The sequence below is a fragment of the Mycobacterium paragordonae genome (assembly GCF_003614435.1).
Taxonomy (GTDB): Bacteria; Actinomycetota; Actinomycetes; order Mycobacteriales; family Mycobacteriaceae; genus Mycobacterium; species Mycobacterium paragordonae.
This window is the reverse complement of record NZ_CP025546.1, coordinates 4,257,905-4,277,701: the sequence shown is the minus strand read 5'-3', so window position 1 is coordinate 4,277,701 and position 19,797 is coordinate 4,257,905. Positions and strand designations below refer to the sequence as shown.

Annotated in this window: 15 protein-coding genes; 9 read left to right on the top strand and 6 right to left on the bottom strand. The window is 64.9% G+C overall.

What is annotated here, in order from left to right; genetic code table 11:
* Positions 1-44 precede the first annotated feature (44 nt).
* The 3 genes from C0J29_RS19460 to C0J29_RS19450 are packed head-to-tail and all read left to right on the top strand — an operon-like array spanning position 45 to position 5,102.
* On the top strand, positions 45-1,403 hold the full coding sequence (locus C0J29_RS19460) for a glycosyltransferase (protein WP_120793270.1): 1,359 nt from the start codon (positions 45-47) through the stop codon (positions 1,401-1,403).
* A gap of 46 nt (positions 1,404-1,449) precedes the next feature.
* Positions 1,450-3,195 carry an ABC transporter ATP-binding protein gene (locus C0J29_RS19455; RefSeq protein WP_120793269.1) on the top strand — a complete coding sequence of 582 codons (1,746 nt, stop codon included), beginning with the start codon at positions 1,450-1,452 and terminating at the stop codon, positions 3,193-3,195.
* On the top strand, positions 3,192-5,102 hold the full coding sequence (locus C0J29_RS19450; RefSeq protein ID WP_371872413.1) for an ABC transporter ATP-binding protein: 1,911 nt from the start codon (positions 3,192-3,194) through the stop codon (positions 5,100-5,102). The genes C0J29_RS19455 and C0J29_RS19450 overlap by 4 nt, the downstream gene beginning before the upstream one ends.
* Before the next feature lie 332 nt (positions 5,103-5,434).
* On the opposite strand, the gene C0J29_RS19445 is transcribed toward C0J29_RS19450, so the two are convergent.
* Positions 5,435-8,602: a type 2 lanthipeptide synthetase LanM family protein gene (locus C0J29_RS19445; RefSeq protein WP_162951511.1), complete on the bottom strand. Its 3,168-nt coding sequence runs from the start codon at positions 8,600-8,602 to the stop codon at positions 5,435-5,437.
* Between the two features lie 196 nt (positions 8,603-8,798).
* Here C0J29_RS19445 and C0J29_RS19440 point away from each other — a divergent pair, with 196 nt between their 5' ends.
* Positions 8,799-8,978, top strand: coding sequence for a hypothetical protein (locus tag C0J29_RS19440; protein WP_065044737.1), 180 nt, complete (start codon positions 8,799-8,801; stop codon positions 8,976-8,978).
* An 83-nt stretch (positions 8,979-9,061) separates the two neighbouring features.
* On the opposite strand, the gene C0J29_RS19435 is transcribed toward C0J29_RS19440, so the two are convergent.
* A complete protein-coding gene (locus C0J29_RS19435; protein ID WP_120793265.1) occupies positions 9,062-12,229 on the bottom strand; it encodes a type 2 lanthipeptide synthetase LanM family protein in 3,168 nt (1,055 codons plus the stop codon).
* A gap of 244 nt (positions 12,230-12,473) precedes the next feature.
* Between C0J29_RS19435 and htpG the strand changes: the two genes are divergently transcribed.
* Complete coding sequence (gene htpG / locus C0J29_RS19430; RefSeq protein WP_120793264.1) at positions 12,474-14,420, top strand: molecular chaperone HtpG; 1,947 nt, start codon at positions 12,474-12,476, stop codon at positions 14,418-14,420.
* Positions 14,421-14,571: 151 nt separating this feature from the next.
* On the top strand, positions 14,572-14,787 hold the full coding sequence (locus tag C0J29_RS19425) for a hypothetical protein (protein ID WP_065044740.1): 216 nt from the start codon (positions 14,572-14,574) through the stop codon (positions 14,785-14,787).
* 1 nt (position 14,788) lies between these two features.
* On the opposite strand, the gene C0J29_RS19420 is transcribed toward C0J29_RS19425, so the two are convergent.
* Positions 14,789-15,757, bottom strand: a complete 969-nt coding sequence (locus C0J29_RS19420; RefSeq protein ID WP_120793263.1) for an aldo/keto reductase — start codon at positions 15,755-15,757, stop codon at positions 14,789-14,791.
* 78 nt (positions 15,758-15,835) lie between these two features.
* On the opposite strand from C0J29_RS19420, the gene C0J29_RS19415 reads away from it, so the two are divergent.
* Both C0J29_RS19415 and C0J29_RS19410 read left to right on the top strand, forming a co-directional pair.
* Positions 15,836-16,351, top strand: a complete 516-nt coding sequence (locus tag C0J29_RS19415; RefSeq protein ID WP_120793262.1) for a VOC family protein — start codon at positions 15,836-15,838, stop codon at positions 16,349-16,351.
* Positions 16,352-16,379: 28 nt separating this feature from the next.
* Positions 16,380-17,165: an MBL fold metallo-hydrolase gene (locus C0J29_RS19410; RefSeq protein ID WP_120794843.1), complete on the top strand. Its 786-nt coding sequence runs from the start codon at positions 16,380-16,382 to the stop codon at positions 17,163-17,165.
* Between the two features lies 1 nt (position 17,166).
* On the opposite strand, the gene C0J29_RS19405 is transcribed toward C0J29_RS19410, so the two are convergent.
* A complete protein-coding gene (locus tag C0J29_RS19405) occupies positions 17,167-17,478 on the bottom strand; it encodes a hypothetical protein (RefSeq protein WP_120793261.1) in 312 nt (103 codons plus the stop codon).
* 210 nt (positions 17,479-17,688) lie between these two features.
* Between C0J29_RS19405 and C0J29_RS19400 the strand changes: the two genes are divergently transcribed.
* Positions 17,689-18,459, top strand: coding sequence for an SDR family oxidoreductase (locus C0J29_RS19400; RefSeq protein WP_174814906.1), 771 nt, complete (start codon positions 17,689-17,691; stop codon positions 18,457-18,459).
* Here C0J29_RS19400 and C0J29_RS19395 read toward each other — a convergent pair.
* Together C0J29_RS19395 and C0J29_RS19390 are read right to left on the bottom strand one after the other, a co-directional pair.
* Complete coding sequence (locus tag C0J29_RS19395; protein WP_120793260.1) at positions 18,456-18,986, bottom strand: superantigen-like protein SSL4; 531 nt, start codon at positions 18,984-18,986, stop codon at positions 18,456-18,458. The two genes, C0J29_RS19400 and C0J29_RS19395, sit on opposite strands and share 4 nt — an antisense overlap.
* Before the next feature lie 145 nt (positions 18,987-19,131).
* Complete coding sequence (locus C0J29_RS19390) at positions 19,132-19,740, bottom strand: PaaI family thioesterase (protein WP_242460481.1); 609 nt, start codon at positions 19,738-19,740, stop codon at positions 19,132-19,134.
* Between the last annotated feature and the right edge of the window lie 57 nt (positions 19,741-19,797).

Genomic DNA, 19,797 nt, shown 5'->3' with positions numbered 1-19,797 from the left:
GAATACTACTACATCGTAGTGAAGCGAACCCGAGGGGGCGCACCATGGCATCGATCATCATCGGCAGCATCCCCGCGCAGGGCCATGTGACGCCCATGCTGGCGGTCGCTCGAAACTTTGTTGAGCGTGGTGATCACGTGCGGTTCATCACCGGCGCGCGGTTCGCCGACCGGGTGCGCGCGACGGGCGCTTCGCACATCCCGTTGCCGGCCGATGCCGACTACGACGAAACACTCTTCGACACGTTGCCCGAGCGGGCAAAACTCAAGGGCACCAGAGCAGTAGCCTTCGACGTCGAGCACATCTTCGTGCGTCCGGCCAAATCTCAATACGAGGCGGTAATGGCAGCCCATGCGTCCCGGCCCGCAGACGCAGTACTGATCGATCCCGCATTCAGCAGTGGGGCGATGCTCATCGGGCACCGGCGACCGGACAGGCCGGCGATTGTCGTGTGTGGAGTCGTTCCGCTGCCGATCCCCAGCGCCGACACGGCGCCCTTCGGCATGGGATTGCCGCCGGCGAAGTGGGCCAACCGGCCCCGCAATGCCGCACTTGCCGTGCTGCATCGCCGAATCCTGCGTCAGGCCAACATGGTTGGCGGAGAAATCTACCGCCAGCTGCACGGCGCGGAACTACCCCACTCGTTACTGGAGTGGTACTCCCACGTCGACGCCTTCGTGCAGTTCACCGTTCCGGCGTTCGAGTACCCGCGTTCAGACGCGCCCAAGACGCTGCATTTCGCCGGCGCGCTGTGCCCGGCCGGCTCGGACGTCGACCTGCCGGATTGGTGGTCCGACCTGGACGGCACCCGGCCCGTCGTGCACGTCACCCAGGGCACCGTCGCCAACGTCGACTACCGGCAAGTCATCGCGCCGACGCTGCAGGCCCTGGCCGGCGAGGATGTACTGGTGGTGGTGTCCACCGGTGGACGCCCGCTCGACATGCTGCCGCCGCTGCCCGAGAATGCCCGTGCGGCAACCTTCCTCCCGTACGACGAGTTGCTTCCTCGCACCGATGTCTACGTCACCAACGGCGGCTACGGGGGAGTTCAGTACGCGTTGCGCCACGGCGTGCCGATCGTGGCAACCGGGGGCAAGGAGGACAAGCCCGAGGTGGGCGCACGGGTGGCATGGTCGGGCGTGGGGCGCCGCCTGCGGACCGAGCGGCCCACACCGAGAGCGTTGCGCCGGAGCATTCTTGCGGTGCTGGAACAACCGCGCTACCGCGAAGCCAGTGGCCGCATCGCCGCCGAGATGGCCGCGGCCCCGGGCTTTGCCTGCCTGACCGACGTTGTGGACAAACTCATCCGGAGGCAGCCCGGACCGAGCCGGCTCGCTGGTCCGATTGGTCCCGGCCGGCCAAATCCGGCGGCGTCGTCGCCGCGGGTTCCCGAAAAGCGGTAGCACCGGTTTAGTGCCTACTGCCGGCCAGTTGTGCGACAGTAGCCCGATGCTGGCGGAACTGCTGCGGCAGTATGTTCGGCCGTATCGATGGCTGATAGCGGTGGTTGCGGGGCTCCAGATGGTCAGCGCGTTCGCGTCGCTGTACTTGCCGGCCGTCAACGCGTCGATCATCGACGACGGCGTCGCCAAGGGAGACACCCACACGATCATCCGGCTCGGTGGATTGATGCTGCTGGTCACCGGCCTACAAGTGCTGTGCGCCATCGGGGCCCTCTACGCCGGTTCACGCGCCAGCATCGGGTTCGGCAGGGATCTGCGTACCGCCATGTTCGATCACGTCACCGGGCTCTCCGAGCAGGACACGGCCGGCGTCGGAACGCCGTCACTGCTGACCCGCACGACCAACGACGTACGGCAGCTGGAGGTGGTGGTACAGACGACGAGCACCGTCCTGATCGCGGCGCCGATCATGTGTGTCGGGGGCGTCTTCATGTCAATACGCCAGGATGCGGGCTTGTCCTGGTTGTTGCTCATCAGTGTCCCGGTTATGGCGGTCGCCGAATACCTCATCGTCTCGCGCATGCTGCCGCTCTTTCACAACCTGCAGACCTGGATCGACAACATCAATCGCGTCATGCGAGAACAGCTCTCGGGCATCCGGGTTATTCGCGCGTTCGCTCGGGAGCCCTTCGAGGTGGAGCGGTTCGCGATAGCCAACCGCGACGTGTTCACGACTTCGCTCAGGGTCGGTCGCTGGCAGGTGTTGATGGCACCGGTCGCGATGTCGGTGATCAACCTGTCCAGTGTTGCGCTGGTCTGGTTCGGCGGCCTGCGCATCAACGTGGGTCAGATGCAGGTCGGTTCGTTGATCGCCTACCTGTCGTACTTCCTGCAGATCCTGATGGCCGTGATGATGGCTACGGCCTTCCTGGAACTGTTGCCCCGGGCGTCGGTATGCGCCACGCGCATCAGTGAAGTGCTGTCGACCTGTCCCGCAATCACCAGCCCGCAACAACACCGGTCCCCGGCAGCCGGTATCGAGGGCATGGTGGGCCTGAACCACGTGAGTTTCCGCTATCCGAACGCCGATGGTTGTGCATTGCGTGATGTTTCGCTGACCGCCCGACCCGGGACGGTGACGGCCATCATCGGCGGCAGTGGTTCGGGCAAATCGACGCTGGTATCGCTGATTTGCAGATTTTACGACGTGACGGCCGGTGCGGTGCTCGTGGACGGAATTGACGTTCGCGATTATGCGACCGAGCAGCTGTGGTCCGCGATCGGCTTGGTGCCACAGCGGGGTTATCTGTTCTCGGGCACCGTCGCGGACAATCTGCGCTTCGGCAAACCTGACGCGAGTGACGCCGAGATTTGGGAGGCACTCCGGATCGCCGCAGCCGACGAGTTCGTTCGCGAGCATGCGGACGGTTTGCAGATGCCGCTTTCCCAGGGCGGCGTCAACCTGTCGGGTGGGCAGCGGCAGATGTTGGCGATCGCGCGGGCGGTGATGAACCGTCCCGCCGTGTACTTGTTCGATGACGCGTTCTCGGCACTCGACGTGCAGACCGACGCGCGGGTACGGGCTTCATTGCGCGAAGCCGCCCCGGACTCGACGGTGATCATTGTGGCGCAGCGTCTTTCGACGGTCGCGGCAGTTGACCAGATTGTCGTACTGGACCAGGGCGAAGTAGTAGGCGCCGGTACGCACGACGCGCTCCTGCTGAGCTGCCCCGCCTACGCTGATCTCGCCGACCTGCAGTCGGTGAACTCCGATGTGGTGGACTGGCAGTGAGTCGTCCAGAGAGCCTGTCCAGCCCGGACACGTGCGAGGAACCCTCTGGAAGTTTTTCTGGCTTCCGGCGCTCGTTGATGCGGGTGGCGCGTCGCCTCGGGCCGCAGTCGCGGTTGATCGCTGCGGTGGCGGCGCTGTCGGTCGGGAGCATCGCTCTTGCGGTGATCGGTCCGCGCGTCCTGGGCCATGCGACCGATCTCTTGTTCAACGGCGTGATCGGGAAACAATTGCCGGCCGGGCTCACCAAGGACGAGGCGATCCAGACGCTGCGGGCGCGGGGCGACAACGGCTTCGCCGATCTGGTGTCGGGTATGGACGTGGTACCCGGCCGGGGCATCGACTTCGGCGCCGTGGCACGGACTTTGATGATCGCCATGGTGATTTATCTGTCTGCGGCACTGCTGGTTTGGGTCAAGGGACGGATGTTGAACGTCATCGTGCAGCGCACCATCCTGTCCCTGCGTGCCGACGCGGAAGACAAGCTGCACCGCCTCCCACTGTCGTATTTCGACGGTCATCAGCGCGGTGAGCTGCTGAGCCGGGTCACCAACGACATCGACAACATCGAGACATCGCTGTGGATGACGATCAACCCGTTGCTGACGGCACTGCTCACGGTCGGGGCGGTGCTGGCCATGATGATGTCCATTTCGCTGCTGCTCACCGCGATCACGTTGCTCACCGTGCCCCTGTCACTTGTGCTGATCAGGCTGATAGCGCCACGCGCGCAACGGTTGTTCGACGAGCAGTGGTCGGTCATCGGGCGGCTCAACGCTCATGTCGAAGAGACCTACAGCGGACTGGCTCTGGTCAAGACGTTCGGTCAGCGCGCCCGGGCGCAGCAGCGGTTCAGAGATCTCAACTCCAGGGTCTACCGATCGAATTTCGGTGCCGAATTTCTCTCCGGCTTAATCTCGCCGGCCACCGATTTCGTTGCGAACCTCAACTATGTCGTCGTCGCGGTGGTGGGTGGACTGAAGGTGGCGTCCGGACAGATCACGCTGGGCAACATCCAGGCGTTCATTCAGTATGTGCGCCAGTTCAATCAACCGGTCGTCAACCTCGCGTCGATGTACTACATCGCTCAGTCCGGGGTGGCCAGCGCAGACCGCGTCTTCGCGCTGCTGGACGCTTCCGAACAGCAGCCCGACCGCTTGTCGACCCTGCCGCCCGTTGCCGAGTCGGCACCACGGGGGCGGGTGGAGTTCGAGCGGGTCAATTTCAGCTACCGGCCCGGCGTCCCGGTGATCAAGGACCTCTCACTGGTCGTCGAAGCAGGCAGCAGTGTCGCCATCGTCGGACGCAACGGGTGCGGCAAGACCACGCTGGTGAACCTGTTGATGCGATTCTACGAAGTCGATTCCGGCCGGATTCTGATCGACGGCGTCGACATCGCAACGGTGAGTCGGCACTCGCTGCGCTCGCGGATCGGGATGGTGCTGCAGGACAGCTGGCTGCTCGGCGGAACGATCGCGGAGAACATCGGCTACGGACGCCCTGGGGCGAGTCGCGACGAGATCATCTCGGCGGCCAGGGCGGCGTGCGTGGACCGCTTCGTCGACAAGTTGCCCGACGGCTACGACACGATGGTGAGTGACGACGGTGGCAACATCAGCGGCGGGCAGAAGCAGTTGATCACGATTGCTCGGGCATTCTTGGCCCGCCCGCAACTCTTGATACTTGACGAGGCGACGAGTTCGGTGGATACCCGCACCGAGTTGCTGGTTCGGCAGTCGATGCGCGAGTTGCGTCGTGGACGAACCACTTTCGTTATCGCACACCGACTTTCGACTATCCGCAGTGCCGACCTGATCGTCGTGATGCAGGCTGGGGAGATCATCGAGCGCGGCACCCATGCCGAGTTGATGGCGCGGCGGGGTGCCTATTACTCGATGACGCAGGTGTGAACGAAAAGTGCCCCGCCGGGGGACTAAAGGCCCTAGCAGCCACTGCACCCGCGGCCGACAGTAGAGCCTGCAGTGCATGAGTCTGTTCGTTCGATATCCGGGTGCGCAGGCGTAGCGCTCGCTACCACTTACGGGAAGGAACTACGGCTATGGACGACATCAGGACTTCACCGGCCGAGCTGGACGTCTTCATGCGAGACGTCTCCGACGATGCCCTCGAAGCCGCGGCGGGTAGTAGGTGGATCGGATCGAAAAAGACGGATGCGGGTTCGGCATGGTGTTGTGGGGACGAAACGATTCTCCACACATGCGGCGGCTGACCCCCGTTTTGATCACTCCCAGATCAACACATCGGGCAGCGAGTCGTCGACCCGGCGCAAGGCGGTGTAGCCGACGCCTGCCAGCCCGCGGAACAATCCCGGGTTGAACCGACCGCTACTGGCACTCCACCGGTAGTCACCCCGTGAGGCAGCGGCGCAGATGATCCCGGCCAACTGTCGCGTTGCCAGCTCCCGAAGATCAGGCCGGCCCAACGCGGATCCTGCCTCGCTGAGGAATTCGACGCTACCGAGCGACCCGCAGCACAGGGTGTCCCGCAGATGACTTGACCATCCGCTTTCCACCGCTTGCAGAGCATTACGAACGTCGGCCGTGAGAGTCGCGGTATCCGCTTGCGGGAGTTTGGAAATGGCAATGCGTGCCAGACCGATACCTGGTGCCCCGTGGCACCACTGGCTGGGCCAGTGCATTCCTCCGTCGCCGCGCAGATCGGGCCAGTTGTGGTGCTCCCGGCTATAGCTGGAGTTCTCGAACGCGATGCACTCCGACGCTGCGACCGCGAAATCCGGGCGTCCCGTCGCGGCTGCCAAAGAGGACAGAGCATAGGCGAAACCTGCCGCGCCGTGAGACATCCCGTTGAGGGCCTTGCCGGAATTCGGCCTGCTCCAGCTGCGGCGGCCCTCGGGTCCGACCCTGGGCTCGGCAAGCAAATGCTCACCGCATCGAGTCGCGCAATCCAGCACATCGCCGGAACGGGTGTCGCGATACAGACGGAGCAGACCGAGGATCGCGCCGGCGCTGCCACCCATGACGTCCAACTGCTTGTCCGCCGCGATCAGATCGTCGGTGATGAGCGCCGCCACGGCCTGCGCATCGGCCAGCAGTGCTTCATCACGCAAGCATTTCGACATCACGGCAAGCGCATAGACGATTGACGCGAGGCCCGAGCCACCACCTAGTCCCAGCGCACGGGCCGCCGGCGCCGCATTGTGGCCACGCAATTCTTTGCGAAGGTGCGCAACCGCGGCCAGCGCAAGCTCGTGGGAAGGGGTGCACCCCGTCACGGCTGCGTGTGCGGCGAAGAAGAGCGCAATTCCTGATACGCCGTTGTAGAGGTCATGGCCCAGGCAGATCAACTCGAAGGTGTCGGAATCACTCGACCAGTCGAGAGCGATCCAGGCCGCGGCCGTTCCCCGGCGGATCGCGTAACGCGTCAGTTCAGTGGCGACCCGGTCGGCCTCGGCGATGAACATCTCCCGGGTCGGTTCGTTGACATCGCCCGAGCCCGGGCTCGGCTCGACATTTCCCGCCGAGATGCCGGCTGGGCCGCGGAATGACTCCATGTTCTGCCGAATGACCGTGAGTTGCCACGCTATTTCGCGCGGTTCGAGACCGCGGATGCGCGCCCTCGCGCGGTCTACTCCGGAGACCCCTGGCGAGCTGATGGAAATCCCGGTGTCATCGCGGAGGTCGGTGCCATCGCTGGGCGAGGTGAAAAACGGTACGTTCATCGTGAGAAGAGCCGAACGTTCTGCCTCCAGCAAAGGCCATCGTGGGTCGTTGTCGGTATCCCAATCGGCCAGCCTGGCGACGAAGTCGGCTTGCGCCGACCAGAGCACGCCGTCATTCATGGCCCGGTGGTCTCGCAGACGCGACAGCATCATGGCGTAGAACTTGGTCGGGCGGGGCACAATACGGACCGGTAGGCCGGCGAACCCGTCCAGCGCCGCGTCCACCGGCGACGCGGCGAGGAATCCCGCGTAGTCTTCGAAACCCGTCAACAGAGCGTCCAGATGGTCGATGAATCGGGCGTGGCAGCTACCGACACGTGGGAGGTTGGGCGTGGTCTTGCCGGCTTCGCGCGATCGTATGGGGCGCATGGCGTCGGTGTTGATGTCTGTCCAGCGAATCGACGTCTTAACGTTCCAGTCCGAAACCAACCCGCCGCTCGCAAAGACTTTGTTGTCCGCAGAACGTTCGTAGGAAGGGAGCAAGCCCACGCTCATGGCCGAATTTGCGACGATCTCCAGCGCGTCGTGAAACGCCTGGCTCTCGGGGGCCTGGTCCGCAGGCTCCTGCATTGCGGGCTGTAGCAGTGTCTCGACGTCGATCGGCACCGGGTGTTCGCCGGCGGCGATGATGTTCTCTTGGTGTATGTCGCTGGCGGCCAGACAGTGGAACAGGGCCAGCCACGCGCCGGCGCGGGCGAAGTAGCGCTCGAAGCCCTGCTGATCAGCGCAGGGCGCGTGCTCGATGAACTCAGTCCAGCCGTAGCCTGCGCACGCCAATGCGCGGACCGCCCTCAACTCGAGTGGCGGGGCGGCCCGGTTTATCCGGTCAACCAGGTCGCACAGAGCGACGTCGATTCGTAAGTCTTTGGGCTTGTAGACGATTCGTGCGCCATCTGCGAACATCACGATGTGTACCGAGCGGCCGCCCCGGTGTGGGTCGCCGAGATCGCCGTGGATGCCCGTGACGTGACCAGGGTCGGCCCCGCCGAGCAACTCGGTACGGATTGCCGGCAGGTCGGTGTCCAGACGCGTGACGAGTTCTGTTGTGGTGTCGATCCATTGGCGCGTCATGACGGCGATCAGCCGCGACAGCACGGGTTTGGCCTCGAACAGTCGCCGAAAGCCGGCTGCCCCCATCTCGGTGACGAAGTGCTGGTAGCTCGACGCCGCCCGGCTCGCGCGCGCGTTGTCGAACTCCGTATAGAGTGCCGGCGCACACAACTCGGACAGCTGCTGCAGCAGCGCCTGACGCAGGCTTGCGCGGGCTGTGTCGGCGAGCATACCGGCCGCCCGCTCAGCAACGCCGGCCCACATCCGGGCGTCCGCCTGGTGAACCACCGGCAGCAGAAGCTGTTCGAAGGCAACGGGTTTCCTCGATTCGGGGGCGGACTCCGCGGCGTGGCCGCCAGAAGAGCGCAGCGCAGCGTCGATCCAGACCGCGTCGCCGACCCAGGGCGGTGCGGGCGCCGAGGATGTGCGGCGGACGCTGGCGAATCTTTCCAGCACCATGGGAAAATCCCATCCGTCACGGTGCAGTCGTCGGGTGAATTGGCGCCAATCGCCGCTGGCGCTCGAGCGGCACCAGGCCGCCAGACGCAATGCGGCGCGATCGGTGTCGGTCTTCTGACCCGGCAACGGTTCGATGTTCTCGGACATCAACTCATCGATGGTCGACGCGGCTACAACCAGGCGCTCTGAGAATGTTTCCATCTCACCCCTTTCCCACCGCGACACGTCACGCCCATCCTGGCCGGACGAAGTGTAGGTCCCGTCAAAGTACTTCCCGCAGGGTTGACGCGCCGGGGTTACCCGACCTTGAGGACCAAAGCCCCTAGTAGAGAGGGGCGGTCGGAGTGAAAATCGAGGTCCAACATCTCTCATGAGGCCGCGCGAAGGGAATTACGCCATGAATCACATGACTATCGACTTTGCTCCGTCCGAGGAAGACATCTTCGCATTCGGATTCTCTGACGAGGCCATCGAAGCCGCCGCCGGCATGGGCAGCGGTGCCGAGGACACGTTGAACTGCACTCCGTCGAACACCTCGTTGTGTGCGACCTGTAAGTGTAAAGACGACTGGGCCTAACCTTTGGCGCAAGGGTCCGGCATATTGGCCGTCTCCTGGATGTTCACACCGCCGTTCTCTTGGAGCGGGCTGTAGAGCCGTTACTATTCCCAGACCAGGACATTGGGAAGCGTGCCATCGATTCGGCGCAGGATCGTATAGCCGACGCCGGCCAGCCCCCGGAACATGCCCGGGTTGAACCGCCGGGTGCCGCCACCCCACCGATAATCGCCACGGCGAGCGGCGGTTGCCACAACACTCATCAGCCGCTGCGACGAAACCTGTTGAAGCTCCTGCCGGTTCAATGCGGTGCCTGCGGCACTGAGAAATTCGACGCTGCCCAGCGTGCCACAGCACAAGGTGTCGCGATTGACACCGGCCCACCCGTCTTCCACCCCGATCACCGCGTTGGTGATGTCGCGCTGCAACAGCGGGAGGTCGGCGTGTGCGCATCCGGCCATGGCGATCCGAGCCAAACCGATGCCCGGCGCGCCGTGACACCATTTGAACGCCCAGACCTGTCGGCCGTCGCTATCAAGGTCGAACCAGTTGTGGTGCTCTGGGTCGTAGCTGGCATCCTCGAACGCGATGCATTCCACTGCGGCGACAGCGAATTCGTCGCGACCGGTCACCTGGGCCAATGATGCGAAGGCGTAGGCGTAACCCGACGCGCCGTGCGACATACCGTTGAAATCCAACGAGCTCGTACCCTTTCCACTCCAGGTGCGTCGCCCGTGCTCTCCGATCCTGGGCTGCTCCAAGAGGTGCTCCCCGCAACGGATCGCGCTGGCGAGCACCTCGCGAGATCCGCTGTCGCGGTAGAGACGAAGCAGACAGAGGATGGCGCCGGCACTGCCGCCGACGACGTCGAGCCGATTGTCGGCGGCGATCAGATCGTCGGTGAACAGTGCTGCCGCAACTTGCGCGTCGGACAGCACCTCGTTGTCCTGCAAGCATTTTCCTATCAAAGTCAGCGAATAAATGACGGACCCCAGGCCGTCGCCCCCGCCGATGCCCAGCGAGCGGGCGTACCGCGCGGCGTTATGGCTGTTCAGTACCTTCCGCAGGTGCGTCAGGCACGCCAGTGCCAGTTCGGCTGAACTGCTACGCCCCGTCACGGCCGCGTGGGCGGCCAGAAAGACCCCGATTCCGGACACTCCGTTGTAAAGGCCCGGCCCCAGGCAGACCAGTTGGAAGAGATCCGAATCGCCCATCCAGTCGAGCGCGATCCATGCCGCACCGGGTCCGCGGCGAACCGCGTACCGGGACAGGTCCTCGGCGATCCTGTTGGCCTCCACCGCGAACATCTCTGTCGTCAGCGTGCCGCTGTCGTCGGGATCGGGTTGCGGCTCGCCGAATGTTGCTGATTTACGTTCGGACGCAAAGGATTCCATGTTCTGGCGGATAATCGTGACCTGCCAGCGCGTCCCCGCATCGTCGAGGCTGTCGGCCAGAGCCGCCGCGTGATCCAGGCCGGATACTCCGCCGGCGCGAACCGAGATACCGACGCCATCGCGAATATCCATGTCATCGCTGGACATCGTGAAATATGGCACGTTCAACGCCGAAAGTGCCAACCGCTCCGCCCGCACCAGTGGCGACTGTGGATCGAGGTCGTTGTCCCAATCAGACATCCTCGCTACGAAATCCGCTTGTGCGGACCACATTACGCCGTCGTCCATGCGCCGCGGGTCTTTGAGGCGTTGCAGCAACATGGCATAGAACCTGGTGGGACGCAGTACCCTGCGGACCGGCAGGCCGGCGAAACCCTCCAATAGGCTGCCGGGCGCGGTGGAAGCGCGCCATCTGGCGAGAAATCCGGCATAGTCTTCGAATCCCGCGACGAAGGCGTCGACATGGTCGGCGAACTTGGCGTAGCGGCCGCCGACGTGGGGCAGGTTCGGCGTGACGGAACCGGTATCCGGGGCTCGGGTGGGACGCATCGCGTCGGTGTTGATGTCGGTCCACCGGATTCCGCCTCCGGCGGCCCAGCCCGACAGCAATCCGCCGATGGCCCCCACCTCGGTATCGTTCCAGCGCAGGTAGGACGGGATCAGGCGCACCATCATGACCGAATCGGCGATGGTCTTCATTGCGGCCTGATGGGCTTCACTGTCCGGAACGTCTGCATCAGGCCGGTCGAGTGCGGCCTGCAGGATGGTTTCGATGTCAATGGGCACCGGGTGGTCGCCGGCGGCAATGATGTTCTCGTGGTGCATGTCGCCGGCGGCGAAACAGAAGAACAGCGCCAACCAGGCGCCGGCGCGGCGGAAGTAGCGCTCGACGGCCTGCTCATCTGAGCAGCCGGCGTGCTCGATGAATTCGGTCCACCCGTAACCTCGGCGGGCCAGCGCGCGCGGGGCCCGCAGATCGACCGGTGGCCCGGAGCGGTTGAGTCGTTCGACCAGGGTGTGCCAGGCGACGTCGACGCCGAGATCCTTGGGCTTGTAGACGATTCGGGTGTCGTCGGTGAACGTGACGATGTGCACTGAGCGGCCACCGTTGTGTTGGTCGCCGAGGTCGCTGTGTATGCCCGTAACGCGAATTTCCGCGGTCATGACGACCAGATCAGCGCGAAGCACCGACAGGTCGGCGCCGAGTCGTTCAATGAGTTCTCTTGTCGCATCAATCCATTGGCGGGTCATTGTGGCGATCAGACGCAAGAACACCGGCTTGGTTTCGAACAGGCGCTGAAAGCCGTCTGCCTTCATGTCAGCCACGAACTTCCGGTAGCCCGTCGGGCGCACCGTGTCCAACAATGCGTAGAGCGCCGGCGCGCACAGGCCAGACAGGTGCTGCAGCAGCGCATCACGCAGGCCTGCGCGGGCGTGATCGGTGAAGAGAGCCGAAGTCTGCGCGTCGACCCCGGACCACAACCGAACCTCGGCCTCGTCGACCACCGGTAGCAGAAGCTGTTCGAAGGCAACGGGTTTGCCCGATCCGGGCACGGACTCTGCGGCCCGGCCGCCAGCAGAGCGCAGGGCCGCGTCGATCCAGACCGCGTCTTCGATCCAAGCCGGTAGCGGCGCCGAGGGCTTGCGACGAACGCTGGCGAATCGCTCCAACACGAAGGGAAAATCCCATCCTTCGCGTTGCAGACGACGAGCAAATTGACGCCAATCACCACTGGCGCACGAGCGGCACCAGGCCGCCAGACGCCGGGTCGCTTGGTCGGTGTCCGTTTTCTGACCCGGTAGAGATTCGAAATCGTCGGACAACAACTCGTCGATGGTGGCAGCACCAACGATCAGGCGCTCATAGGAAGTGTCCATACCGTGTTCCCTCCGCGCCTCGATCAAGGCTGCGGTCGGCGCGCCGATCCGCCCCAGCGGATGAAGTGTAAGCCCGCGTCTGCGATTCGCCGTTCGGTCCGGTGATGGACGCTTCGTCCAACCGGGGCCACCTTGCCGACCCCCGCCGCGCTCGCTTTCGGCGTCTCGCTACATTCAGGACCGATCGCCCTTACAAGGGGTGATCGCCCTTGGCAGGGCCGAAGTACGTCGCAGGAGGATTGGCATGAACGCGCAGGTCGAGCAGCTGGAATTCCAGGCAGAGGCCCGGCAACTGCTGGATTTGATGGTCCATTCGGTCTACTCCAATAAGGACTCGTTCCTTCGGGAGCTGATCTCAAATGCGTCCGACGCGCTGGACAAGGTGCGGATCGAGGCGCTTCGCAACAAAGAGCTCGATGTGGACACCTCCGACCTGCACATCGAACTCGAGACCGACAAGGGCGCGCGGACCCTCACCATCCGAGACAACGGCATCGGTATGACACGCGCCGAAGTGGTGGATCTGATTGGAACGCTGGCCAAGTCCGGCACGGCGGAGCTGCGTAAGCAACTCAAGGAAGCCAAGACCGCCCAGGACGCTCAGGCATCCGAGGAGCTGATCGGGCAGTTCGGCATCGGCTTCTACTCGTCGTTCATGGTGGCCGACAAGGTCGAACTGCTGACCCGCAAGGCAGGCGAGAGTGAAGCCACCAAGTGGGAATCCAGCGGCGAGGGCACCTACACGATCGAAGCCGTCGAGGGTGCCCCGCAGGGCACCTCTGTCACCCTGCATCTCAAGCCCGAAGACGCCGAGGACGAGCTGCACGACTACACCTCGGAGTGGAAGCTCAAGAGCCTGGTCAAGCAGTATTCCGACTTCATCGCCTGGCCGATCCGCATGCAGGTCGAGAAGCGGACCCCTGCCCCTCAGGAAGAGGGAGAAGAGGGCGGCGAGGAGACCGTCACGCTAGAGACCGAGACGCTCAACTCGATGAAGGCGTTGTGGGCCAGGCCCAAAGACGAGGTCTCCGACGAGGAGTACAAGGAGTTCTACAAGCACATCGCGCATGCCTGGGATGACCCGCTCGAGGTGATCGCGATGAAGGCCGAAGGCACCTTCGAATACCAGGCGTTGCTGTTCCTTCCCTCGCAGGCACCCTTCGACCTGTTCAACCAGGACGCCAAGGTCGGGGTGCAGCTGTACGTCAAGCGCGTGTTCATCATGGCCGACTGCGAAGAGCTGATGCCGGTGTATCTGCGCTTCGTGAAGGGAGTCGTCGACGCACAAGACCTGTCGCTCAACGTTTCCCGCGAGATCCTGCAGAAGGACCGGCAGATCAACGCGATTCGCCGCCGGCTGACCAAGAAGGTGCTGTCCACGATCAAGGACATCCAGTCGCAGCGGCCCGATGACTACCGCACCTTCTGGACTCAGTTCGGCAAGGTCCTCAAAGAAGGACTGATGTCGGACTTCGAAAACCAGGAAGCCCTGCTGGCCGTTTCGTCGTTCGCCTCCACGCACAGCGAGGAGGAGCCCACCACGCTGGCCCAGTATGTCGAGCGGATGAAGGACGGCCAGACGCAGATCTTCTATGCCACCGGGGCCTCCCGTCAGCTGCTGGAGAAGTCGCCGCATCTGGAGGCGTTCAAGGCGAAGGGTTACGAGGTGCTGCTGCTCACCGACCCGGTCGACGAGGTCTGGGTAGGCGTGGTCAACGAGTTCGACGGCAAGCAGTTGCAGTCGGTGGCCAAGGGCGAAGTGGACCTGGACTCCGGCGAGGAGACCTCCGAAGCCGAGCGCGAAGAGCAGCAGAAAGAGTTCGCCGACCTGCTCAGCTGGCTGAAGGAGACCTTGAGCGAGCACGTCAAGGAAGTGCGGCTGTCCAGCCGCCTGACCGACTCACCGGCCTGCCTGATCACCGATGCCTTCGGCATGACGCCCGCCCTCGCTCGCCTGTACCAGGCATCCGGGCAGGACGTCCCGATCGGCAAACGCACCCTGGAACTCAATCCGCACCATCCGCTGGTCAGCGGGCTGCGTCAGGCGCACGCGGACCGGCCGGACGACACCTCGGTCGCCGAAACCGCGGAATTGCTCTACGGAACGGCGCTGCTGGCCGAGGGTGGGGCGTTGGAGGATCCGGCGCGGTTTGCCGAGCTACTGGCCGACCGGCTCACGCGTACCGTGTAGCGGTTCCGGCTCGCGTGCCTCGCCGAGATAGAAGCTACGCACGCCCATCCCTTGAACCCAAGGGCGTGTCGTGTGCGTGGCCTCAGTGTTACGGCTGAGGTCAGGGCAGGTTGTGGGATTGAAAGCCGGCCGGAACGGATATCCGCATCTCATGGCTGTGTTTCGGGCGATCGATCCGCGGGGCGTGATCGTCGCGACCAGGAATTTCGATAACGCGGAGGCTGCGCACCGGTGGTTTGCTGACACCATTGCCGGTCGCTACCAGCTCGGCTGGCGCATGGAAGTGTGCGACGACGGGCAATGGGCGGGCTTCGACGACACGGGAGGCTTCACGGCCCCGTTGAGTCGCCGGCGCGTCTCCAGCTGACCTACCGGCCGAGTTTCTCGCGAACCAGGTCGGTGAGGAAGCGTCCCGTGGACGCCGGCTTGAACGCGCGCGCCGCCTCGGTGAGAGCGTCGCGCGACTCGGCGGGAAGTTCGACTTCGGCCGCCGCCACGTTGAACTCCAATTGCTCCACGCTGGACGCCCCGGGGATGGCGACCACGCCCGGCAAACTGATCAGCCAGGCCAGCGCGACCTGCGCGGGCTGAGCGCCGACGTCGGACGCGACATCGCGGAGCGTTTGCAGCAGCGGTTCGATGCGGCGCAGGTTTTCGGTACCGAACAGGGGGTTGACCGCGCGAACGCCGCCGGGGCGGTTGTCGACGCCGTACTTGCCGCCCAGCAGACCCTGAGCCAGCGGACTGTAGGCGATGACGATGCGGTTCTCCCGCTCAGCAAAGGGAACCATGTGGTCAAGAGCGCGTGGGTGAGCCAGGGAGAAATGCACCTGGTTGCTGATGACGGGGCGGCCCAGCGCCGCGTCGGCCTGCTGCCAGCGGCTGAGTGAGTAGTTCGAGACACCCGCGGCGCCGATCTTGCCCTCGTCGAGCAGGTCGCGCATGCCCGGCATGATCACCGTGTCCGGGACGACCGGGTTGGGCTGATGGACCTGGTACAGCGGAATGCGGTCCAGCTGCAGCCGCCGGGCGCTGGCGCGTTCGCGCTGCTTGATCACCGCGGGGAACGGCGCGACCGGGAAGATCTTGCTGGCGACCGCCACCTCGGCGCGTTCGTCGCCCAGTGCCTCGCCCAGGATCCGCTCGCTCTTGCCCAGGCCGTACACCTCGGCGGTGTCGAACAGGGTGACGCCGAGGGCGCGGGCGCGCTGCACGATGTCGCGTGCGGCCCCGGAGGCGTAGTTGTCTCCGTAACCCCACTCCCGCGAGCCGAACTGCCACGTGCCGAGCCCGATCCGACTGACCTGCCCGACGCCCTCGACCTGAACGTATTTCATAAGCCCCACCGTATATGGGCCGTCACCGGCACGCGGCCGTGGTAGAACTTCGGGATCCGCCTGACGAAGGGGAACCCGGTGAGCCGGATATTCGGCAACATCAGCCAGCTCGGCTACGTGGTGCGCGATATTCAGGCCGCCATGGATCGCTGGATTCAGCACGGTGTCGGGCCGTGGTTCTACATCGAATCGGTCATGCCGGAGCACTTTCGCTACCGCGGGACGGACTCCGACTTGAAAATGAGTGTGGCCCTCGCCAACTCAGGGGATCTGCAGCTGGAATTGATCCAGCAACGCAATGACGCGCCGTCGATGTACAAGGACTTCCTTGACTCCGGCCGCGAGGGAGCGCAACACGTCGCCTACTGGACCACCGACTACCAGGCCCTGTACGACCGTGCCTTGACGGCCGGCTACACGGTGGGCCAGGAAGGCGACATCGGCGGCCGGTTCGCCTATCTGGATACCGAGCACGAGCAGGGCACCGTCATCGAGATCAGTGACATCAGCGGGCCCAAGGGTCATCTATTCGCCTACATTCGGGAGGTCGCCGCCGAATGGGATGGCGCGGAACCGATCCGGGTGCTCGGGTGAGTGCGGCCGGCACGACGGGAAGGACGCGATGAAAGTCCACCACCTCAATTGCGGCACGATCAATACGCCCGGTGTGCCCATGGTGTGCCACGTCCTCCTGGTCGAGACGGACAACGCACTTGTCTTGGTGGACACCGGTTTCGGCACCCAGGACTGCCGGGATCCCGGCCGTGTCGGGCCGCTCCGGCATGTCATCCGGCCGGCGCTTCAACAGAGCGAAACGGCAGTGCATCAGATCGCACAACTCGGATTCCACCGGTCCGATGTGCGTCATATCGTGTTGACCCACTTCGACTTTGACCACATCGGTGGGCTTGCGGACTTTCCCGACGCGCAGGTGCACGTCACCGCGGCCGAGGCGCGCGGCGCTGTCCACGCCCCTTCGCTGCGCGAACGCCTGCGGTACCGCAGCGTGCAGTGGGCCCACGGACCCAAGCTGGTCGAGCATGGCCCGGAGGGCGAGTCCTGGCGTGGATTCGCCTGCGCCAAAACACTTTCCGCTATCAACGACGGCGTGGTCCTAGTGCCGATGCCGGGGCATACCCGGGGCCACGCGGCGGTGGCCGTCTGTGCCAGCGAGGGAGCCGGCGAGAAATGGGTGTTGCACTGCGGGGACGCGTTCTACCATCGCGGAGCGCTGGACCGGTCCGGTGTGCCGTTGCTGCTGCGCACGTACGAAGGCGCCTCGGCCTTCAACCGCCGGCAGTTGCGCGACAATCAGGCGCGGCTCGCCGAACTGTACGAGCGCGGCGAACCCGATCTGGACATCGTCTGCGCACACGATCCGAGCCTGTTCGAGCAAGCCTCCGGTTGAGTCAGCTGGTCGGCGGGGGCGCGGGCCGGTCGGAATGCGCGTCGTGCCAGCGCAGCTCGACGGCACGCACCCGGTTGTGGGTGCGACGCAGCCAAGCCAGGCCTGCGGCGGTCACCAACACCGCGATAACGACTGCTCCGGTGCCGACGCCGGGGTTGCCGGTGGCAAACGCGAACAAGCCGGTGATCAGCGCCGTCACTCCGATGCCGACCGCGGCGATGCCGACCGAATTGGCGCCGTTCTTCATCGCCCCGCCGGCATGCTGACGGGCGGTCCGATCGTGATCGACCGGGTCGGTCCTGGGGTCGTCCAATGCATGCTCCTCATGAGAGATGGTTCCAGCCAAGTTTATTGGCGGTGCCGGTCTTCTCGCGGTGATGGCATACCCGGGGTCTGGACCACTAAACGGGGCCCAACCTGGGACCCACTGTGGGCAACGCCATGCTCCTTAAACGGTAACCCCGTTCTCATTGGTCAGTGACAGTGTGTCATGCTCGGCGGGGAGGTCGCTATGGCAAGAACAGTGGTGATTGGAGCCTCGAGCGGGTTGGGGCGCTGCATCGGTGTCGGTTTGGCGCGGCGCGGAGACCAGGTTGCGCTGCTCGCTCGGCGCCGTGAGCGGATCGAGGCGGCCGCTCAGGAAGCAGGACCGGGCACGATGGCCGTCGAATGCGACATGACCGACCAGGCCTCGGCCCGGGCCGGCATCGACGCCGCCGCAGCGGCGCTCGGCGGTATCGACAATCTCGTTTATTCGCCCGCGATCAGTCCACTGGTCCCGCTGGCTGAGACCGATGCCCAGACCTGGCGGCGCGTCTTCGACACCAACGTGATCGGGGCGTCGCTGGCTACGGCGGCAGCCGTCTCGCACCTGACGGCATCCTCGGGCAAGGTGGTCTATCTGTCGTCCGACGCGGGTACGTTCGGGCCGCCCTGGCCCGGCCTGGGTGCTTACGGGGTCAGCAAGGCGGCGCTGGAACGGCTGGTCGAGGCGTGGCGGGCCGAGCATCCTGGCATCGGCTTCACCAACCTCATCGTCGGCGAGTGCGCGGGCGGCGAGGGTGACGCGCAGACCGGCATGAACTCCGGGTGGGACCGCGACCTGGCGATGCAGGCCTATCCGCTGTGGGTGTCGCGCGGCTGCATGCCGGGGAAGCTGATGCCCGTCGAGGATCTGGTCGAGGTGGTCCACACCATCCTGCGCACCAGCGCATCGACGTCGATGCCGGTGGTGGTTGCCAGAGGCGCGCCCGCCGCCGGGGGAGCGGTGCTCGAGTACGGTCAGCGGCCCTAGCTGCCGGGGCCGACCACGAAACAGCGGCCGCTGCCGCTGTCGAACAGCACTTCGGCGACCGTCGACTTGTCGATGGTCGGGAACTCGAATCGGTGCACCTGCTGACCGGCTTCGATTGTGGCGTCTTGGGTTTCGGTGCTGCCATCCTTCTTGCGGACCACCGCGGTCACCTTGACCGGCGTCGACATGTTCTGCGGCTCATGGAAATACCAGACCTCGATGCCGGCGCCGGACGAGGTGGCCTGCCAGCCGTCGGAGTAGAAACACGCCGGGTTGCCGTCGGCGTCCGGCGGCGGTGGCGGGCATATCGAGAGCCCGACACAGTCCGGTGCGCTGGTGGTCTTCGTGGTCGACGGTGTGTTGGACGACGGTGTCGGCGCGGCGGGTTTGGTGGCGGACGCCACCGGAGTGGCCGGCTTCGCGGAGGTGCCGGAGGAGGGGGCCGGTGCGGCGTGCGGCGATCCGCATGCCGTCAACGTGATCAACCCCGCCGCCAGGAGAGTCAAGAGTCGTGTTGCCTTCGACATCGATGTCCTTTCGCCACGGGTGCCCGGAACCCTAGGGCAGCCTAGGGAAGGCTCAGCGGATCTGTCCCGGAAACGGCGCGGGTTGTCGCTCGGAGGCTGGCCCGACGCCAGTCGGCTCCCCAGGAGACTGGGCGGGCGTCCGTGACTACGCGCTCGAGTTCCGCGGGTGGATGAAAATACCCTCCGCGGACACCAGGACGCCGTCGGCGCCGCTGATCTGACCCATCGCGAAAGTCTTGACGCCCTCCACCCGGTCCACCCATGCGTCCGCCCGCAACGGCTGCAGCAGCGGGGTTCGCTGGTGATAGCGCAACGTCAACGTTCCGGTGTAGGCCGGCCGGCCGGGCCGGTGCGCGGTGGCTCCGAGTATGTGGTCGAGGATCATCGCCGAGACACCGCCGTGCACGTGCCCCATGGGACCTTCGAACGCGGCGCCCAGATTGAACTCCGTCCACACCGATCCGTCGTCCTCATGGTGGACCACCAGCGGCGGAGCCGACGGATTGCGAACGCCGACAACGACATTCCCGGAGGCAATGCCCTGGCCGTCATCGATTCCGCGTTGGCCGAACGTTCCGGGCATCAATTCGGCGCTGAGTTCCGCTGTGACACTGTCGATCTTGGCGGCCGCGGCGGCGATGACCTCGTGGTCCACCTCGGTGCGTATCGTCGCGTCGATCAACCGCCGGACCGACGCCGCCAGCGACTCGTACACCGGCAACGAATCAGTCATCGACTCAAACGAATCCACCATGCCCGTCACCCTAGAGCAGCCACCGATGTCCCATTGAGCGGTCCGTCGTCAGCCGAC